Source organism: Burkholderia sp. 4NA327C6 (assembly GCF_005502655.1).
In the GTDB taxonomy this organism is placed as follows: Bacteria; Pseudomonadota; Gammaproteobacteria; order Burkholderiales; family Burkholderiaceae; genus Burkholderia; species Burkholderia contaminans.
This window is the reverse complement of sequence record NZ_SCNZ01000024.1, coordinates 107,992-127,080: the sequence shown is the minus strand read 5'-3', so window position 1 is coordinate 127,080 and position 19,089 is coordinate 107,992. Positions and strand designations below refer to the sequence as shown.

At 70.2% G+C, this 19,089-nt stretch carries 19 protein-coding genes; 8 read left to right on the top strand and 11 right to left on the bottom strand.

All coding sequences use genetic code 11. From position 1 onward, the window contains the following. The 3 genes from FFS49_RS23815 to FFS49_RS23805 all read left to right on the top strand — a co-directional run. A partial coding sequence (locus FFS49_RS23815; RefSeq protein WP_137909931.1) for an acetyl-CoA C-acyltransferase occupies window positions 1-555 on the top strand: 555 nt, incomplete at its 5' end. Between the two features lie 219 nt (window positions 556-774). Beyond that, window positions 775-1,518, top strand: coding sequence for an acetoacetyl-CoA reductase (phbB, locus tag FFS49_RS23810; RefSeq protein ID WP_105815071.1), 744 nt, complete (start codon window positions 775-777; stop codon window positions 1,516-1,518). Between the two features lie 114 nt (window positions 1,519-1,632). Next, the gene (locus FFS49_RS23805) at window positions 1,633-1,839 is read left to right on the top strand and encodes a hypothetical protein (RefSeq protein WP_105815070.1); all 207 of its coding nucleotides are present in this window, start codon (window positions 1,633-1,635) and stop codon (window positions 1,837-1,839) included. 87 nt (window positions 1,840-1,926) lie between these two features. Here FFS49_RS23805 and FFS49_RS23800 read toward each other — a convergent pair whose 3' ends face one another. The 10 genes from FFS49_RS23800 to FFS49_RS23755 form a co-directional block, all read right to left on the bottom strand. Beyond that, window positions 1,927-2,226, bottom strand: a complete 300-nt coding sequence (locus FFS49_RS23800) for a hypothetical protein (protein WP_039360203.1) — start codon at window positions 2,224-2,226, stop codon at window positions 1,927-1,929. Between the two features lie 32 nt (window positions 2,227-2,258). After that, complete coding sequence (locus tag FFS49_RS23795) at window positions 2,259-2,768, bottom strand: hotdog family protein (RefSeq protein WP_105815069.1); 510 nt, start codon at window positions 2,766-2,768, stop codon at window positions 2,259-2,261. Next, window positions 2,768-3,583 (bottom strand): beta-ketoacyl synthase chain length factor, encoded by an 816-nt coding sequence (locus FFS49_RS23790; protein ID WP_105815068.1) that lies wholly within the window; start codon window positions 3,581-3,583, stop codon window positions 2,768-2,770. The genes FFS49_RS23795 and FFS49_RS23790 overlap by 1 nt, the downstream gene beginning before the upstream one ends. A gap of 8 nt (window positions 3,584-3,591) precedes the next feature. Continuing rightward, window positions 3,592-4,803 carry a beta-ketoacyl-[acyl-carrier-protein] synthase family protein gene (locus FFS49_RS23785; RefSeq protein WP_137909932.1) on the bottom strand — a complete coding sequence of 404 codons (1,212 nt, stop codon included), beginning with the start codon at window positions 4,801-4,803 and terminating at the stop codon, window positions 3,592-3,594. Window positions 4,804-4,866: 63 nt separating this feature from the next. After that, window positions 4,867-5,760 carry a polysaccharide deacetylase family protein gene (locus FFS49_RS23780; protein ID WP_105815066.1) on the bottom strand — a complete coding sequence of 298 codons (894 nt, stop codon included), beginning with the start codon at window positions 5,758-5,760 and terminating at the stop codon, window positions 4,867-4,869. Further along, window positions 5,757-8,234: an MMPL family transporter gene (locus tag FFS49_RS23775; protein ID WP_105815065.1), complete on the bottom strand. Its 2,478-nt coding sequence runs from the start codon at window positions 8,232-8,234 to the stop codon at window positions 5,757-5,759. The genes FFS49_RS23780 and FFS49_RS23775 overlap by 4 nt, the downstream gene beginning before the upstream one ends. After that, complete coding sequence (locus FFS49_RS23770; RefSeq protein ID WP_105815064.1) at window positions 8,234-8,890, bottom strand: outer membrane lipoprotein carrier protein LolA; 657 nt, start codon at window positions 8,888-8,890, stop codon at window positions 8,234-8,236. The genes FFS49_RS23775 and FFS49_RS23770 overlap by 1 nt, the downstream gene beginning before the upstream one ends. Next, on the bottom strand, window positions 8,887-9,870 hold the full coding sequence (locus FFS49_RS23765) for an acyl-CoA synthetase (RefSeq protein ID WP_105815063.1): 984 nt from the start codon (window positions 9,868-9,870) through the stop codon (window positions 8,887-8,889). The genes FFS49_RS23770 and FFS49_RS23765 overlap by 4 nt, the downstream gene beginning before the upstream one ends. After that, window positions 9,867-11,627 (bottom strand): acyl-CoA synthetase family protein, encoded by a 1,761-nt coding sequence (locus FFS49_RS23760; RefSeq protein ID WP_105815062.1) that lies wholly within the window; start codon window positions 11,625-11,627, stop codon window positions 9,867-9,869. Before FFS49_RS23760 ends, FFS49_RS23765 begins: the two co-directional genes overlap by 4 nt. Before the next feature lie 50 nt (window positions 11,628-11,677). Next, a complete protein-coding gene (locus tag FFS49_RS23755; protein WP_105815061.1) occupies window positions 11,678-12,331 on the bottom strand; it encodes a hypothetical protein in 654 nt (217 codons plus the stop codon). A gap of 571 nt (window positions 12,332-12,902) precedes the next feature. Between FFS49_RS23755 and FFS49_RS23750 the strand changes: the two genes are divergently transcribed. The 5 genes from FFS49_RS23750 (at window position 12,903) to FFS49_RS23730 (ending at window position 17,242) form a co-directional block, all read left to right on the top strand. Next, the gene (locus FFS49_RS23750; RefSeq protein WP_105815060.1) at window positions 12,903-13,163 is read left to right on the top strand and encodes a phosphopantetheine-binding protein; all 261 of its coding nucleotides are present in this window, start codon (window positions 12,903-12,905) and stop codon (window positions 13,161-13,163) included. 110 nt (window positions 13,164-13,273) lie between these two features. Beyond that, entirely contained in the window at window positions 13,274-13,990 is a 717-nt protein-coding gene (gene fabG, locus FFS49_RS23745; protein ID WP_039360170.1) for a 3-oxoacyl-ACP reductase FabG, read from the top strand. Between the two features lie 87 nt (window positions 13,991-14,077). Then, window positions 14,078-15,376, top strand: a complete 1,299-nt coding sequence (locus FFS49_RS23740; RefSeq protein WP_105815059.1) for an endoribonuclease L-PSP — start codon at window positions 14,078-14,080, stop codon at window positions 15,374-15,376. A 125-nt stretch (window positions 15,377-15,501) separates the two neighbouring features. Then, window positions 15,502-16,284, top strand: coding sequence for a glycosyltransferase family 2 protein (locus FFS49_RS23735; protein WP_039360166.1), 783 nt, complete (start codon window positions 15,502-15,504; stop codon window positions 16,282-16,284). A gap of 196 nt (window positions 16,285-16,480) precedes the next feature. Further along, window positions 16,481-17,242 (top strand): M48 family metallopeptidase, encoded by a 762-nt coding sequence (locus FFS49_RS23730; RefSeq protein ID WP_039360163.1) that lies wholly within the window; start codon window positions 16,481-16,483, stop codon window positions 17,240-17,242. A 100-nt stretch (window positions 17,243-17,342) separates the two neighbouring features. Here FFS49_RS23730 and FFS49_RS23725 read toward each other — a convergent pair whose 3' ends face one another. Beyond that, on the bottom strand, window positions 17,343-19,055 hold the full coding sequence (locus FFS49_RS23725) for a lactate permease LctP family transporter (protein ID WP_105815058.1): 1,713 nt from the start codon (window positions 19,053-19,055) through the stop codon (window positions 17,343-17,345). Window positions 19,056-19,089: the final 34 nt, after the last annotated feature.

Sequence of the window (19,089 nt, the reverse complement as noted above, 5' to 3'; positions counted from 1 at the left end):
GAGCCGCTGCAGTTCGCCACCGATGAATTCGTGCGTCACGGCGTGACGGCGGAATCGCTGGCCGGGCTGAAGCCGGCGTTCTCCAAGGACGGCTCGGTCACGGCGGCGAACGCGTCGGGGCTGAACGACGGTGCGGCGGCGGTGCTGGTGATGTCGGCGCAGAAGGCGGCGGCACTGGGCCTGACGCCGCTGGCGCGGATCAAGGCATACGCGAACGCGGGCGTGGATCCGAGCGTGATGGGCATGGGCCCGGTGCCGGCATCGCGCCGTGCGCTGGAGCGCGCGGGCTGGACGCCGGGCGACCTGGACCTGATGGAGATCAACGAGGCGTTCGCGGCGCAGGCGCTGGCGGTGCACAAGCAGATGGGCTGGGACACGTCGAAGGTGAACGTGAACGGCGGGGCGATCGCGATCGGTCACCCGATCGGCGCGTCGGGCTGCCGGATCCTGGTGACGCTGCTGCACGAGATGGCCAAGCGGGACGCGAAGCGCGGGCTGGCGTCGCTGTGCATCGGCGGCGGGATGGGTGTCGCGCTCGCGGTCGAGCGCGCGTGAGCCGGGTCTGACGGCTCGTTCCGCGAGCGGCGCCCGCCGGCGCGCGCTCGCGGGCGAAGCGGTTTTCGCGCACGACAAGCAGTCAACAACAAGCGCGAGGTGCCGGTGCGTGCCGCGCCCGAGACGCGGGCGGCTGCGCATCGAAGCGGTGGGGCGGCAACCTGAGCGACGCCGCCGCTCCCGCCTTGATCGATTACTTTTTTGTCGGTAATTAATAGGATGACTAAGCGAATTGCAGTAGTGACTGGTGGAATGGGCGGCCTCGGCGAAGCGGTCAGCATCAGGTTGAACGACGCGGGCCACCGGGTAGTCGTCACGTATTCGCCGAACAACACCGGTGCGGACCGCTGGCTGACCGAGATGCACGCGGCCGGCCGCGCGTTCCACGCGTACCCGGTGGACGTGGCCGATCACGATTCGTGCCAGCAATGCATCGAGAAGATCGTGCGGGACGTCGGCCCGGTCGACATTCTCGTGAACAACGCGGGCATCACGCGCGACATGACGCTGCGCAAGCTCGACAAGGTCAACTGGGACGCGGTGATCCGCACCAACCTCGATTCCGTGTTCAACATGACGAAGCCGGTCTGCGAAAGCATGGTCGAGCGCGGCTGGGGCCGCATCGTCAACATCTCGTCGGTGAACGGCTCGAAGGGTTCGGTCGGCCAGACCAACTACGCGGCCGCGAAGGCCGGCATGCACGGCTTCACGAAATCGCTCGCGCTCGAGATCGCGCGCAAGGGCGTGACGGTGAATACGGTGTCGCCGGGCTACCTCGCGACGAAGATGGTCACGGCGATCCCGCAGGACATCCTCGACTCGAAGATCCTCCCGCAGATTCCGGCGGGCCGGCTCGGCAAGCCCGAGGAAGTCGCGGCGCTGGTGGCTTACCTGTGCTCGGAGGAGGCCGGCTTCGTGACGGGCTCCAACATCGCGATCAACGGCGGCCAGCACATGCATTGACGCGTGGCGGCCCGGCGCGCCGGCGGCGTGCGCGCGCCTGCCGGGCCATGTTCTGCACTATCCAGTGCCGGGGCGGCGGCAGGCGCCGCTTCGGCTTCGCATTCCGGAGAAGGCATGGGCGATACCTGGATGGGACTCGCAATCGGCGGCACGGCGCTGGCCGTCGCGCTGACGATGGCAGTCTCGCTCTACTGGCTCGAGCGGCGTCGTGCGCGGCTGCTGCGGAACTTCGACCATCGCGATTGCTGGCTCGTCGCGTACGGCAAGTGCTTCGCGCGCGTGCGGGCCAGGCCGGCACGCCGCCTGCGCGGCGCGCGTTGATGGCGGCATTGCGGCAGTGACGCGGCACGCTTGACGAGCGGTCACGCGTCGCGCGCACGCTGCCGGCGATGCGCGCGATGCCCGTGGTCAATCGCTCTTTTCGCTCTTTCCACCCGACTCGCCCGAGTCGTTCTTGTGGAAGATCCGCTTCGTCGTGCGCTTGGTGGCGTCCCAGCCTTCGCGCGACACGTGTGCAACGCCGTGTCCGACCGCCTTCGCGGCGCTCGCGGTCGCGTGGCCGAAGCTGCGGGCCGCCTCGCCGGTCTTGTGCGCGGCTTCCTTCGAATCTCGCTTGATGTCCTGCTTCACTTCCGACATGTCCGCGTGCGCGATCGGGCTGATCAGTGCCAGAACGAGCGCAGTGCCAATGAACTGACGAACTTTCACGACCTGGTTTCCTTCCGTTGAGTAAAGCGGCTTCAGCGAGGATTCGCATCGCCGGTGGGTGCCGGGCCTGGGTGAAGCGCGCCGGCTGCCGACGCGTCCAGCATGACCGCGGCGCGGCCGGATAGCAGAACACGATCGCCGCAGCGCAGCGCGAAGCCGTACAGCACCGAACGGGCGTCGCCGCTCACGCGTTCCGCTTCGACGACGATCGGCTGCGCGAACGTGTCGAGCCGGTCGACGAATGCGTCGACGTTGCGCACGCTCGCCAGATAGCCGACACGCGGGCGCGCTTCGTGCGCACGGAGCAGCGCGCCGTGCACGGCCATCGCCTGCGCCGCGTATTCGATTCCGCAGACGGAGGCGAGCCGACCGTGCGAGCGCAGCGGGTTTTGCGGATCGCGGTGGCTCGTCGCGGTGCAGCGGATGCGATCGGCATCCCACGCATCGACCGTATCGAGCACGCACATCGCGCCGTCGTGCGGAATGTGCGCGGCGATCCACGCGTGGTCGAGCGGCGGCGCGAGCGGGATCGTCGCGGTCATCACGCGCGCTCCGCGAACGTATCCAGCATCGCGACGTCGACCTGCACGCGCGTGTCGGCCAGGTAGTCGAGCACGACGCGCGTCGAACGCCGCGCGGCGATGGCGTCGAGCAGCGGCAGCACGCGCGCGGCCGGATTGCCGGCGCGCAATGCGTCGAGTTCGGCATGCGCGAGCGTCGTGGCGGGGGCGTCGTCGAGCTGCACGTCGATGCGGGCGAGCGCGCGTTCGCTTGCTTCGGGCGCGAGCACGAGTGCCGCGCCGAATGCGTCGCCGATCGGGCGCACCGCGCGCAGCGGCTCCGGATAGTCGGTGTCGTACGCGATCAGCAGGGTCGGCACGCGATCGACCACGACCTGGCACAGGCTTTCCAGCAGGCCCGCGGCAAAGCTGCCGTCGTGCGCGCACAGCACGTTCGACGTCGCCATCGCGCGCGTCGCGATGCTCCAGTAGCCGGCCGGCGCGTTGTGCACGGAGTTGTGGAAGCGCGTCGGCGACAGCTGGCGATCGTCGCCGGCCAGCGTCTCGCAGATCGCATGGCAATTCTGGCCGTCGCCGCCGGACGCGCTGAACACGGTCGCGAGCATCGCGGCGTCGCGTCCGCTCGCGGCCACCGCTTCGTGGCCGGCCGCGAGCGCCACGCGCACGACGGGGCCGGTGCGGCGTCGCTCGGCCGACGGCAGGCCGGCCGGTGGAGGCAGCTCGGTGCGGGCGGGCACGTACGGCACGCGGCCCGAGAGCACGTCGGCCGCGTGCGGCCAGTCGATCAATCCGGGCCCGACGAGGCCGATGCTTTCGATGAAGGCGGTGAGTGTCATGGCGGGCCTCAACGGCGGGCGTGGTCGGCGCGGCCGAGGATCAGGCTGCAATTCGTGCCGCCGAAGCCGAACGAATTGGAGAGGACGGCGCGCACGCGCGTATCGCGGCTCGCGAGCACGTAGTCGGCGGCGAGGGCAGGGTCGGGGTGCGTCGTGTTGACGCCGGCCGGCACGAACTGCTCGCGCAGCGCGAGCGCGCCGACGACCGCCTCGAGCGCACCCGCCGCGCCGAGCGTATGGCCGGTCGCGCCCTTCGTCGAGCTGCACGGCGTGCTGGCAAACAGCGTGCCGATCGCGCGGCTTTCGGCTGCGTCGTTGCTCGGCGTCGCGGTGCCGTGCAGGTTCACGTAGTCGATGTCGGTTGCGCCCAGGCCGGCAGATGCGAGCGCCTGCTCGATCGCGACGCGCGCGCCGAGCCCGTCCGGATGCGGCGACGACATGTGATGCGCGTCGCTCGATTCGCCGATGCCGAGCAGCAGGACCGCATCGGCGTCGAGTGCGGCGGGCGACGCCGGCATGCGTTCGACGAGCGCGAACGCGGCAGCCTCGCCGATCGAGATGCCGTCGCGCGCGACGTCGAACGGACGGCACGGCTGGCGCGACAGCAGTTCGAGCGAATTGAAGCCGTACAGCGTCGTCAGGCACAGCGAATCGACGCCGCCGACCACGGCCGCATCGATCAATCCTGCCTCGATCATGCGGCGCGCGGAGCCGAACACTTTCGCGCCGGACGAACAGGCGGACGAGATCGCCATCGCCGGGCCGCGCAGCGCGAAAAACGCGCGCACGAACGCGGCCGGCGAATACGGGTTGTGCGTGTGCGCATAGCGGAAGTCGGCGGGCAGCGCGCCGCTCGCCGGATCGCGGCGCTGGTATGCGTGCTCGGTTTCGAGGATGCCGGCCGTGCTCGTGCCGATGAACACGCCGACGCGTGCCGCTCCATAGCGCGCGACGGCCGCCGCGACGCGTGCGTCGAAACCGTCCTGCGTGAGGCCGAGCTGCGCGAGGCGATTGTTGCGGCACGCGAAGTCGGCGAGGTCGGCCCGCACGGGCTGCGCATCGACGCCGTCCACCGCACCGATCCACGTGTCGAGATCCGCACGTTCGAAGTCGCAGGGCTGCAGCCCGCCGCGCGCGTCGCGCAGCGCAACGAGGGTCGCATCGAGGCCGCGGCCGATGCAGCTGGTGGCGGTGAAGTGCGAGAGCAGGAGAGGTTTCACGAGGGTCGCATCCGGTGGCCGGAACGGGCGCCGCAGCAGGGCTGGCAGGCGCGCCGTTCGAGGTCAGATTTTATCAAACGGGGGGGCCGAACCGGCCGGCTCGCCCGGCCCGCCGGGCAGCTCCGGCGCGAGCGCCGCGCGCAGCGTGGTCCAGTGCAATTGCGCATCGGCGGCCGCGCGCAGCACCGCTTGCAGCACGTCGAGCACGACTGGTTCGCCGCGCGCGTCGCGCGCCGCGTGGCCGTCGTGCACGAGCAGGATGTCGCGTGCGGCGAGGCCGTGCAGCAGGCGGCGCGTGACGGTCGCCGCATCGCGTGCGCGTGTGTCGAAGCCGCGCCGCGTCCAGCTCGCCAGCTGCAGGCCGAGTTCGCACAGCACCGGCTCGAGAAACGGATTGCGCAGGCCGGCCGGCGCACGGAAGAACAGCGGGCGCGTGCCGGCGATCTCGGTCAGCGTCTGCTGCGCGGCCGCGATTTCGCGTCGCAGTGCGGCAGGCCCCGACAGCGAGAACGTGTGCCTGTGCCGCTGGCTGTGGTTCTCGATCGCGTGACCGCGCGCGACGATCGCCTCGATCCAGCGCGGATGACGGCGCGCGAGATCGCCGATGCAGAAGAACGTCGCGCGCGCATCGTAACGGTCGAGCAGGTCGAGCACGCGCGGCGTGACGTCCGGGTCCGGACCGTCGTCGATCGTCAGCGCGATGCGGCGGCCAGCGTGGGCCGGCAGGCGCGTCCAGTTCGGGCCGAGCAGCGCGCTGCGCGGCCACAGGCCGGCGGCGGTCAGCGCGAGATGCGACGCGACCACGCCACCGACCGCCCACGGCCACGCGGCCGGCTGCGCGACGACGGCCGCCGCCGCGCCCGCATGCAGCGCGGCCGTGCCCGCGATCAGTGGCGTCGGCTTCCAGCGGCGTGTGTCGCCGGGCTGTCGCGACGGAACGGACGATGGCGCGTTCATGCGCGGCTTCCTCGATGGCGGTTGATGGCCCCGGCGTCAGCCGGGCGTGGCGCGAGAATCGCGGAGAACGCGAGCGCGAGCATCGCACCCGGCCCGACGGTCAGCCCGAAGGTTTCGAGCAGCGGCACGCGCGACAGCGCCAGCAGCCCGAAGCCCGCGACCGTCGCGAGATTCGCGATCAGCAGCGACACGAGCGTGTACGGCGTGACGGGCTGCGCGTCGTCGCGCTTGCAGAAGAACAGCGCGTAGTTGGAGCCGACCGCGACGATCAGGAGCATCCCGACGAGATGCAGAATCGTCAGCTGCACGCCGGCGAGTGCGAAGCCGGCCGTCACGACCAGCACGGCCGCAACGAGCGGCGCGAGCGCGCGCACGACGCGGCGCGGCGAGCGCAGCGCGATCAGCAGCAGCAAGGCGATCGCGGCGAAGCCCGCGAGCGACAGCCGGATGTCCTCGTGCACATAGCTCACGTACAGGCGATCGGCTTCGGCCTTCATGTCGACGAACAGCGCATCGGGTACGCCCGCGCGCGCGACAGCCGTGCGAATCGGCGCGGCATCGAGGCTCGATGCCGGTTGCGCGGTGTGCGCGGCGTCCGGCGCACGCAGCGGCAGCATCGCGCTCCAGCGGCCGTCGCGTTCGGTCAGCAGCGCATCGACGGCGAGCGCCATCGACGTGCCGCGCAAGTCCGCGCGCGTCAGCAGCGGTGCGTGGCGCGCAGCGTCGACGTCGGCGATGAACGGGGTGAACAGTTCGGGTTTGACCGCGATCGGCTGGTTCGCGACGGCGTCGTGCATCCGCGCGGCGAGCACGCCGGTATCCGGCAGGCTTGCCTGGCGCGCGCGCTGCGCGGCATCGCTCGGCAGGTAGCGCGCGGGGCTTTCGAAGCCGGCGAGCGCACCGCGGTCGACGAGCGGCTGCAATTGTGCGGCCACTTTTTCGGCGCCTTCGAGTGCGGCCTGTTCGGTCGATGCAGAAATCACGACGAGGTAGCGCACATCGGGCGCGCCGACATCGGCGCGCAGCCGCGCATCGAGCGCCTGCGCTTGCGCCGGCACGGGGCTGAGCGCGGCGAGCTCGCGGCTCCACAGGCCGTCGCGATGCAGCACGAGCGTCGCGATCGCGGCGATCACCAGCACGGCGAGCGGCCAGCGCAGCCGCGGCGCGGCGTCGGCAGCGCGCGCGAGCACGGCGCCGACGCGCGACACGTCGCGGATCGCGACATGCTCGCCGCGCAGATGCGGCAGCACGAAGCGCGTGACGAGCGCGGCGGCCGTGAGCCCGACGATCGAATACAGCCCGAGCTGCACGAGGCCGGGGAATCCGGAGAACAGCATCGACGCGAACCCGCACACGGATGTCAGCACGCCGAGCCGGATCGTCGGCCAGTACGCGGCGACCCATGCGCGCGTCGCGTCGGCCGGGCGCGCCGCGCCGCGCGTGCCGGCCTGCGCCGATTGCACGAACAGGTAGATCGAATAGTCGACGGCTTCGCCGATCAGCGTCGTGCCGAAGCCGAGCGTCAGCCCATGGACCGTGCCGAAGGCGACGCTGACCGCCGCAATCGCGGCCGCGACGCCCGTCAGCACCGGCAGCAAGCCGAGCGCGAGCGTGCGCGGCGAACGGTACAGCGTCAGCAGTAACGCGACGATCAGCACGACGCTCGCCGTCGACAGCCGTTCGACGTCGTGCCGGATCGTGTCGCGCGTGTCGACCGAGAACACGCCGGGGCCCGTCATCGCGAGCGTGGTCGCGGCGGCGCTCGGCACGGCCTGCTGCGCGGCGGCGAATGCTCGGCGCAGGGTGTCGATCGCGCGGGCCTGGGCGTCGGTATCGGAACCGGCGGCGGCCGTCTGCACGACGAGCACCGCGCGCGTGCCGTCGCGCGACGCCCACACGCCGTCGCGGTTCGCCGGCTCCGCCGCGCGGTCGAGCTGGTCGACGAGCGTGGCGACTTCACCGGTCGGGTCGCGCGGCAGCATCGCCTTGGCCACGAGGCCGGCCGACGAACTCAGCAGGTCGAGGCTGTCGCCGAGCGCCTGATGCAAGCCGGCGGCGCTGAAGCGCTGCGGCGTGACGGCCGGGCTCAGCAGGTAGCGGTGATCGAAGATGAACTGCTGGTCGCGCGCGTCGTTCACGGCTTCGCCGTTGCGAACGGCCGCGAATTGCGGATCGGTGCGCAGCGCGCCGGCAACGCGTCGCGACAGCGCGGCGCGCGTCGTGGCATCGCCGCCGCCGATCGCGACGAGAATCAGCCGCGACACGACGCCGTCGCGCAACTGGTCGACGAGCACGCGCTGCCCGGCGCTCGGCGCGCTCGGCAGGAATGCGGACAGGTCGGCCGTGAAGTGCGCGCGCCAGATCGCGACGCCGCACGCGAGCAGCGCGAGCAGCCACACGAGCACCGCGCGCTGCCGCAGCGCGTGCAGGCGGCGCGCGACCGGTGACGACGGGGGGCGAGCGCGTTCGTCCATCAGTTCGGGTTCGCCGGAACGGGTTGCAGCCGCATCACCGAGCGGTCGCCGTCGGCCTGCCGGATCGCGACGCTGCGCAACATGTCGCGCGTGCCGTCGAGCGTGATCGTGCTGACGACCTTCAGCATCCGCGAATCGAGCGGCGTGAGCGTCAGCGTCCAGTCGTCGCCGCGCCCGGCGAGCGCGACCTTGTACACCTGTTCGAGTGCGAAGCGGTTGCCGGCGAGCGTCGCGCGGATGCTGTCGATGAACGCGCCGAGTTCCGGATAGCGTGCGAGCGCGAGCGTGAATTTGCGGTTGTTGCGCTCGACGGTGAGCATGTCGCCGTCGACGACGAGGTGTTCGGGTTTCGGGCTCAGCGTGTGCTTCTCGAGATGGTCGGGCGCGACGAACACGAGTTCACCTGACGATTCGACCGGCTGCGTCGCGATCGACAGGTATTTCGTTTCGGTGAACGTCGCGCGCCCCGACTTGTGCTGCGCGAGTGTCGACATCAACCGGTCGAGGTTCCACGCCGGTGCCGTATCGGCCGCCCGGGCGGGCGTGGCAGCCAGCGCGGTCAGGGCGGCGGTTGCGGCGAGGGCGACGGCCAGCGTGCGGACGGCGCGACGCAGCGCGGACGGGAGCGTGGGCAGGCAGCGGCGAACGGCGGTCATGCGTCGGAATCCCTCGTGGCGGACAGGCTGGCACCGGCGCGCGCCGCGCTGCTGCGCGCGGCGACGGTCGCGGCATCGCCGCCTTGCCAGAAGTCGAAATAGTTGAACCAGTTGTACGGTGCCGCGCGGCAGTACCGGTCGAGCAGCGCGACGTAGCGCGCGAGCGCCGCGTCGACGGCCGCCGCACGTGCGTCGCGCTGCACGTCGGAGAAATCGGCGAGCGTCTCGAAGTGCACATCGTAGCGGTTGCCGTCGCGATAGAGGCCCGTCATGAAGAGCACCGGCCGCTTCAACATCGCGGCCATGTAGAGCGGCCCGAGCGGGAACGCTGCCGGCGCGCCGAGCAGCGGCAGCCGGCGCAGCGACGCGGCCGCGTCGTCGAGCAGCGTGCGGTCGGCGAGCATGCCGACCATGCAGTTCGCGTCGAGGCGCTCGCGCACCTTCAGCATCGAGTCGACCTGCCCGAGCGGAATCACTTCCGGCTGCGCGGCGGGATTCACCGCGGCGAGCGTCGCGTTGATCTTGCGCGCGTTCTTCTCGTACATCGTCACGACGACGCGCAGGCCCGGATGCGTGCGGCCGATCGCGCGCACGACCTCGAAGCTGCCGAGGTGCGCGCCCATCAGGAATGCGCCGCGTCCGCCCGCGAGGGCCTCGTCGACGAGCGTTTCGCCGTGCAGCCGGATGTCGAACAGGTCGAAGCGTCCGTTCATCAGGTAGATGCGGTCGTGGATCGTTGCCGCGAACGTGAACACGTGCCGGTACACGTCGCGCCAGCGCGCGGGGCGGCCGAGCACGCGGCGCAGGTAATCGCGCGATGCCGCGCACGCGATCGGCGAGAACAGCACGAAATACGTCGCGATCAGGTGCAGCACGACGCGCGCGCGCTGCCGGCCCAAGCGCAGCGACAGCCACGTCATCGCGCGCAGCAAGCCCGCATTGCTGCGTTCCTGGCGTTCGGCCCATGCGGTGCGCTTCATGGCTGCGCGCCATCCTGCGCGGAAGACGGCGTGGCCGGCGGCGCGGACAGCACGCCGCTCGCGACTTCGCGCGCCCCGGCACGCAGCGTGAAGCGGATCGCACCGCTCGCTGCGGCGTCGTACGCGAGATCGAGCGGCTCGCCGGGCGCGACCGGGCTCAGGAATTTCGCGGACCCGAGCCGCCACGTGTGCAGCGGACGCTCCAGCGCCGCGCCGATCGCATGGATCGCGTGATCGAGCAGCACGACGCCCGGTACGACCGGATGGCCGGGGAAGTGGCCGGGCAGCGCCGGGTGATCGGCCGGGATCGTGAACCCGGGCGCGACCGCCGGTGTGCCGGCCGGGTCGCACACGGGCGTCGGCGCGGCTGCGGTGCGCGCGTGTCGTGCAACGAGTGCGGCGAGCACGTCGCGCGGCAGTTTGCCCGTTTCGTTGCGCGGCAGCGCGTCGACGAAGACGAGCGGGCGCGGCATGAACGCGGGATCGATCCGCTCGCGCAGCGCGCGCTGCAGGTCGGCTGCCGCGAGCGTCGGCGCGACGACCAGCGCGACGAGGCGCGTGACCGGTTCGAGGCCAGCGTCGGCGTGGGCGGGCGCGGCTTCGTCGGGCATGAAGAACACGCCGTCGATCACTTGCGGAATCGCATTGAGCTGATGGTTCAGGTACGCGAGCGACGTGCGCTTGCCGGCGATGTTGACGAGGTCGGCCTTGCGGCCGTGCAGCAGGAACCGGCCGTCGCCGAGCAGTTCGAGCGCATCGCCCATCGGCACGGGCGCCTCGACGTGCCCGCCGGACACCCAGATCGTCGGCTGGCCGTCGTCGCTTTCCGGTTCATCGCGCGCGTCGAGCCGGATGCCCGGGAACAACGCCCAGGCCGCGCCTTGCGACGTGCGGCGGGTGGCGATCTGGCCGGTTTCGGTGCTGCCGTAGATCTCGACGAGCGGCGCGTCGAGCGCGGCTTCGGCTTCGCACGCGAGCTTTTCGGACAGCGGCGCGGTGGCCGACAGCACGAGCGCGGCAGGCGGCAGCGCGTGGCCGGCGGCCAGCAGCGCTCGCAGGTGGATCGGCGACGTGACGAGCACGCGCGGTTGCGGGATCGCGTCGAGTTCGTCGCGAATGTCGACCGGGTAGAACGGCTGGCGGTTGCTGAACGCGAGACCGCCGATCAGCGCGAGCAGCACCGTCGACTCGAAACCGTACATGTGCTGCGCGGGCACCGTGCCGATCAGCGTGGCCGCGCGGCCGTCGAGCAGCCCGAGGCGGTCGGCCGCCGCGCGCACGCAGCCGACCAGGAAGCCCCAGGTCTTGCGGTGCGGCACCGGCGCACCCGTCGAACCGGACGTGAACACGTAGGCCATGATGCGCGCCGCATCGATTTGCGGCACGACGAACGGAGCATCGCTCGCGAGCTCGCCGGGGGCGGCATCGGGGTACGCGAAGCGCGGCAGGTCGATCGTGCAGTCGGGCGCGTCGTGCAGGCAGAACGCGTCGGGCGCGAACGATGCGAGCTGGCGAACCATTTCCGGCGTGTGCGTCGACGGCAGCAGGCTGATCTTGCCGGCAACGAGCGCGGCGCACAGGCTGACCGCGAAGCGGTAGCGGTCGCGGCACACGTTGAACACGTGGCCGCCGGCGGGCAGCGCGGCGGCCACGCGCGCGACATCGGCGACAAACGCGCGCACGGTGACGGGCGCGCCGTCGCGCCAGGCGATCGTCCGGTCCGGCGACGAATGGAAAACCAGCGGGTGAGTCGGCATAAATCGGTCAAAACGGGAGCGAAGGCCGGCGCGCGGCGCCGGCCGTGAATTCATCGTGACGGCTGCGATGCGTGAGTCGTCGCGCGATACGCGCGCACCGCATCGACCATGCGCGGCCGCGGTTCGTGCGGTAGTGCGAAGCGCCGGCACGCATGCTCGGCGGCGAACATCACGGCGACGAGCGGCAGCGACAGGTAGTTCGCGAACGTCGACCACGTGACGATCGGCGCGGCCGCGAACAGCAGCGTCGACACGGCGGCGATCGCGACGAAGAACAGCGTCCACGCGAGCGTGATCTGCCGTGTGTAGCGCGCGACGGCCGGCGTGATCGCGCCGTGGATCATCGTCGCGAAGCGTGTGCACAGCGGCACCTGGCCGGCGGCGAGCGTACGGCCGAACAGCAGGGCCATCGCGAGGTTGAAACTCGCGTGTTCCAGATACAGGCCCCATTCGAAATGCCGGGCGAGCGGCACGCGGGTGGCCCATAGCGCGGCGGCGGCAAGCAGCCACGCCGGCACGAGCCAGGCGCGATGCGGCGAGCGCAGCGCCGCGCCGAGCGCGAGCAGCAACGGCGGCACGAGCGCCATCGCGAGGCCGAAGCCGTGTGCGCCGGGTGTCGCGGCCGCGTAGTGCGCGCCGGCCTGGTACGCCGCGACGGCGCCGACCGCGGCGATGCCGCGCGCGACAGGCAGCAGCCGGCTCATCGCCGGCCTCCGCACACACGGCGCGCGAACGCATGACCGGCGGCCGGGCGGCAGCGGGCTGACGGGCGAACCGGAACGGAGCGGAAGGGCGGGCGCGGCATGACTGGCGACATCGGGCGGATCGTGGCCGGACGCGGTGGTCGGGCCGTCAAACATCATATGAATGGCGGCCGGGACGCGGGTCCGGGCCGGTGGTCGGGCACGCTCATTTTAGGGCCGCGGCACGGCGTGTTCGGGGCGGGCGCGAACGGGTTTTGTAACCGATTGTATGGCGCGGGACGAACGGTTTCGCGGGGTCGGTCCAGTTCCATCCGAAGCGGCTCAAGCGTCTCGTGCATTCGGATCCCGAAACGGGCCGTGGAGCTGGCTCGCCAGTCTGTAACCATTGGCGGTATACGGCCCGATACCCGGTCGTCTAGAATCCGCGTAACTTTTACAAACAATCCCCAAACAAGCAGGCGGGGAAGCCGGCAGACGCCGGAGGGACGGAGATTCGCACGCGCCGGGCGTGCATGGCGATTGCCGTTTCCGGGCACCTTCCGCTGCCACGGGCCGCCTGCCCGCACGCATGATGAACGCACTGGAACAAGAGCTCGCCTCGCTGATCATCGGCGAACTGAATCTCGAAGACGTCACGCTCGAAACAGTGACGGCCGAGACCCCGTTGTATGGCGAGGGTTTCGGGCTCGACTCCATCGACATCCTGGAAATCGCCCTGCTGATCTCGAAGAAATACGGCTTCGAGTTGCGTTCGGACAATCCGGACAACCAGAAGATCTTTGCGACGCTCGGTGCACTGGCTGCGTACGTCGCCGCGCACCGCACGAAGTGAGCGCGTCGCGCACGGGTGCGACGCACGGATGATGACGGCAGGCGGCCGCGATCGGCAGACGATACGCGGCCGCGTCGATCGAGGTGGAACGCGATGAACGGAGCAATGCGATGCGCTCGCTCGTGACGGGCGGCAGCGGCGCACTCGGGCAGGCGATCTGCGCGGCGCTCGCGCAGGCCGGCCATGAAGTGTGGGTGCATGCGAACCGCCATCTCGCGCAGGCGGAGGCCGTCGCGCAGCAGATCGTCGCGGCCGGCGGCTCCGCGCACGCGATCGCGTTCGACGTGACCGACGCCGATGCGACGCTCGCCGCGCTGAAGCCGTTCATCGACGATGCGCCGGTGCAGATCCTCGTCAACAACGCAGGGATTCACGACGATGCGCCGATGGCCGGCATGTCGCGACAACAGTGGCACAGCGTGCTCGACGTGACGCTCAACGGCTTCTTCAACGTCACGCAGCCGCTGCTGTTGCCGATGATCCGCACGCGGCGCGGACGGATCGTCAACATCGCGTCGGTGGCCGGCGTGACCGGCAATCGCGGGCAGGTCAACTACGCGGCCGCGAAGGCGGGGCTGATCGGCGCGACGAAGTCGCTGTCGCTCGAGCTCGCGTCGCGCGGCATCACCGTGAACGCGGTCGCGCCCGGCATCATCGAATCGCCGATGGCCGAGCACGCGTTTCCCGCGGAACGCATCAAGCAGCTCGTGCCCGCGCAGCGCGCGGGCCGGCCCGACGAAGTCGCGGCGATGGTCGCGTACCTGGTGTCCGATGCCGCGGCCTATGTGACGGGGCAGGTGCTGTCCGTCAACGGCGGGCTCGCCTGACGAAGCGCGCAGCGTCGGCGTGACGTAACGCAACGCGGCGCAGGCCACGATGTTGCGCGGCCTGCGCCGCATAGTGAGGAAATCGAAGTGTCCGTGCATCCAGTCGACGCCGAACGGCGGCCGTGTTCCCTGTCATCCTCTATCGCGCCCGTCGTGCGCGGGCAGACGGCGGCCGGGCCGGTCGCATCGCGATCGGGCGAAGCGCTCGTGCTTGGCGGCGACCGGGCACTGCGGCTCGTCCGGATGAGCCATGCGCGGCTCGCCGCGCTGCTGCACGATGCGCGTGGTCGTGGCGATCGATTCGAGCGCGCGTTTCCCGGCGCATTGGGGGCGGTGTGCATTGGCGCGGACACGGCATCGCACGCCGGATCACGAGCGGACGCGATGGCACGGATGCTGGACGATGTCGTACCCGGCCTGCCGGTCGCGCCCGTGCCGATGACGCTGCTCGGCGCCGGCATCGCGCCGGACGACGCCGTCTGCGAAATCTGGCAATGCCACGCGCATGACCTGCGCAGCGAACGGCGCGGCGCGCTGCACTATCGGTACAGCGAAACAGCGGGCCTCGTGTTCGGCAGCATCGTCGTGCACGAAGAAGCACATGAGGCGAACGAATCGCACGACGGCGGCACGCCGCTCGAACGCGCGACCCACGACGCGTACCGCGCCCTGTTCGGCGTGCTCGATTCGCTCGGCATGCCGCATCCGCTGCGCATCTGGAATACCGTGCCGGCGATCAACGCGGTGCAGTTCGGGATCGAGCGCTATCGCCAGTTCAATATCGGGCGCCAGCACGCGTTCGATGCGTGCCGCCGCGCGCTGACGGGCGGTGTGCCGGCCGCATGCGCGCTCGGTTCGGTCGTGCCGGTCGCGGGCGATGCATCGCCGGCCGCGCCGCTCGCGATTCATTTCCTTGCGAGCCGCACGCCGGTCGATCCGGTCGAGAACCCGCGCCAGGTCAGCGCGTATCACTATCCGGCGGAGTACGGCCCGCGTGCGCCGACGTTCGCGCGCGCCGCCGCATGGTCGGAAGGCGAGGCCGCGCCGGTGCTGTTCGTGTCGGGCACCGCGAGCATCGTCGGGCACCGCACCGTGCATCACGGCGACGTCGTCGCGCAAACGCGCGAGACGGTCGCGAACCTCGCGGCCGTGCTCGAGCAGGCCGCGCGCCAGGGGCACGGCCCGTTCTCGCTCGCCGACCTGAGCTATCGCGTCTATGTGCGCGACGCCGGCGATGCCGAGGCGCTGGCCGCGATCGAGCGCGTGCTGCGCGATGCGGCCGGCCCCGGCGTGCGGCCGCTCGTCGTTCATGCGGACGTGTGCCGCGACGACCTGCTGGTCGAGATCGAGGCCAGCGCGGGTCATGAGGAGGCGTGGTTGTCATGAAGCGGGAAAACCTCGCGATCGAGCCGCCGGCCCCGCACGCGGGCGACGTCGACGAAGCCTGCCGACGGTCGCCGGCAAGTCATAAACTTTTGTCAGGATCCCCGTCTTCGCAATCGGCCGTTTCCATGTCCAAGCTGCACGCGTCGTCCACCCATCTCGTCCTGATTCCGAGCTACAACCCGGGCGCCAAGGTCGACACGACCGTGCGCAATGCCCGCGCGCAGTGGAATCCGGTGTGGGTCGTCGTCGACGGCAGCACCGACGGCAGCGCCGAACGGCTGCAGGCGATGGCCGAGCGCGACCCGGGCTTGCGCGTGATCGTGCTGCCGGAGAACCGCGGCAAGGGCGCCGCGGTGCTCGCCGGGCTCGACGCGGCCGCCGCGAGCGGCTTCACGCATGTGTTGACGATGGATTCCGACGGCCAGCATCCGTCTGACCTGATTCCCGCGTTCATGGCCGCGTCGCAGGCCGCGCCCGACGCGATGGTGCTGGGCGTGCCGAAGTTCGACGCGAGTGCGCCGCAGTTGCGCGTGCAGGGCCGCCGGCTGTCGAACGCCTGGGCCGACCTCGAGACGCTGTGGGCCGGGATCGGCGATTCGCTGTACGGGTTTCGCGTGTATCCGGTCGCGCCGCTGGCGGCGATCATGCGCCGCCAGCCGTGGATGCGCGGCTTCGACTTCGATCCCGAGGCGGCCGTGCGGCTGTGCTGGGCCGGCGTGCGTCCGATCCGCATCGACGCGCCGGTGCGCTATTTCGGCCGCCACGAGGGCGGCGTCTCGCACTTCCACTACGGCCGCGACAACGCGCTGCTCGCGTGGATGCACCTGCGTCTGTTCACCGGTTTTGCGGTGCGGCTGCCGATGCTCGTCGCGCGGCGGCTGACGCGACGCCGCGACCAGCCGGCCTGAACCCGCCCGTTTCCCCTTCCGGTCGTCGCCTGGCTGCGGCGATTGCGCCCTTTTTCGTCGTCAATCCCGTTCCGACGCGCCGCTTCGTTCCCGTTCGATCAGTAATCAACGTGTCATCGGATGTAAACATCTGGTAATTTTCTGCCGGATTATGCAAAATCGCCGCTCCCAAATACAACTATCGAGGGATTCCGGGATGCAACTCAAGAAAGCGGTGGCAGCGTGTGGCGTGGCATTTCTGTTGAGCGCGTGCGGCGGGGTACAGAGCCTTGACGCGAACAGCCTGACGTCGGCGGGGGCCAGCTTGTACAAGGCAGCGACGCTGTCGGATGCCGACATCGCCGCACTGTCGAACGACTCGTGCAAATCGAGCGATGCCGAATCGAAGATCGCACCGGCGAACAGCGCATACGCGAAGCGCCTGACGAAGGTGATGAAGGGCTTCGGCGACATGACGCTGAACAACCAGAAGATCAACTACAAGGTCTACATGACCAAGGACGTCAACGCGTGGGCGATGGGCAACGGCTGCGTGCGCGTGTACAGCGGCCTGATGGACATGATGAACGACGACGAGCTGCGTGGCGTGATCGGCCATGAAATGGGGCACGTTGCCCTCGGCCACTCGAAGAAGGCGATGCAGACGGCCTACGCGGTCAGCGCGGCGCGCACCGCGGCCGGCGCGGCTTCGCCGGGTGTGGCGGCGCTGACGAGCTCGCAGCTCGGCGACATCACCGAGAAGTTCATCAACGCGCAGTTCTCGCAGTCGCAGGAAAGCGCGGCCGACGACTACTCGTTCGATCTGCTCAAGCAGAAGGGCATGAACCAGAAGGGTCTGGTCACGTCGTTCCAGAAGCTCGCGAAGCTGGACGGCGGCAAGAGCTCGATGATGGATTCGCACCCGTCGTCGGCGAGCCGTGCGCAGCACATCGAGGATCGCATCGCGAAGGGCAGCTGATCGCGCAACCGGTCGCTTGCCGCGGCGGGCGATCAACCGGCGACATGAAAAACCCCACGCTCTTTCGGGCGTGGGGTATTGTTTTTGGGGCGGGCGCCGCTTACGGCACCATGCCCGGCAGCACGTACGCCTGCGCGAGCGTGATCAACCCGACGATCACCGCGAACAGCAGGCTGTGCCGCACCGTGAAACGGAACAGCTCCGACTCCTTGCCGACGAGGCCCGTCGCCGCGCAGGCGACCGCGATCGACTGCGGCGAGATCATCTTCGCGGTCACGCCGCCCGTCGTGTTCGCAGCCACCGCGAGCGTCTCGGGCACGCCGAGCTGATGGGCCGTGGCCTGCTGCAGCGAACAGAACAGCGCGTTCGACGACGTGTCCGAACCGGTCAGGAACACGCCGAGCCAGCCGAGGAACGGCGAGAAGAACGGGAACGCGGCGCCGGTCGCGGCCAGCATCAGCGCGAGCGTCGACGACATCCCCGAGTAATTCGCGACGAATGCGAACGCGAGCACGAGGCCGATCGACAGGATCGGGCGCGTCAGCTCCTTCAGCGTTTCGCCGAACGTGACGAGCGCGTCGCGCGGCTTCATCCGCAGCAGTGCCATCGAGATCAGCGCGGTCACGAGGATCGCGCTGCCCACCGCCGACACGAGATCGATCTTCAGCACCGCGTCGAGCGCCTTCGGCGCCGCGGCGATCGGCGCGGTCTTCACGACGAGCTGGTCGAGCCCCGCCACATGGAACTTCAATACGGTCGACGCGAGTGCGCCGTGCGCGGCGAACAGCGCCTTGAACGGCGCGATGCTCCATAGGGTGACGACGGCCGTCAGGATCAGGAACGGCGACCACGCGCGCAGGGTCTGCGCGAGCGTGTACGGCGATGCCTGCCGGCTCGTGCCGGTGCCGAAGCCGCTGCGCGAGCCCGCGCCGCCGAAGCCCGCGAGCGCGGCGCCGCCGCCGGACGCGATAAGGCCGCCGGCCGTCTGCTTCGCGGTGCGCGGCTGCCAGACCTTCAGGAACGCGGCGAGCGCGACGAGGCTGACGAGCGACGACGTGATGTCCGGCAGCTCGGGCCCGATGTGGTTCGACGTGAAGTACTGCGTCACCGCGAAGCTGCCGCCTGCGACGAGCGCGGCCGGCCAGGTCTGCCGCACGCCGCGCAGCCCGTCCATCATGAACACGAGCCAGAACGGCACCGCGAGCGACAGCAGCGGCAGCTGGCGGCCAGCCATCGCGCCGATATGGAGCGGGTCGATGCCCGTCACCTGCCCGGCGACGATGATCGGAATGCCCATCGCGCCGAACGCGACCGGTGCAGTGTTTGCAATCAGACACAGTCCTGCCGCGTGCAGCGGCTTGAAGCCGAGGCCGACGAGCAGCGCGGCGGTGATCGCGACGGGCGCGCCGAAGCCGGCCGCGCCTTCGAGGAACGCGCCGAAGGAGAAGCCGATCAGCAGCATCTGCAGGCGCTGGTCGTCGGTGATCGACAGCACGGACGCGCGAATGATCTCGAACTGGCCGGTCTTCACGACGATCTTGTACAGGAACACGGCCGCGACGATGATCCACGCGATCGGCCAGATGCCATATGCGAAGCCGAAGCCGGCCGCCGCGAGCGCCTGCGGCACGGGCATCCCGTACGCGAGGATCGCGACGCCGAGCGAGAGCAGCAGCGTGATCGCAGCGGCGACGTGGCCCTTGAGCCGCAGCGCGGCCAGCGCGACGAAAAAGAAGATGATCGGGATTGCGGCGACGAACGCCGACAGCCCGAGGCTGCCGAGCGGGGTGTAGATCTGATGCCAGGCCTGCATGGATGTCTCCTCCATAGGTTTTTGTCGATACGGC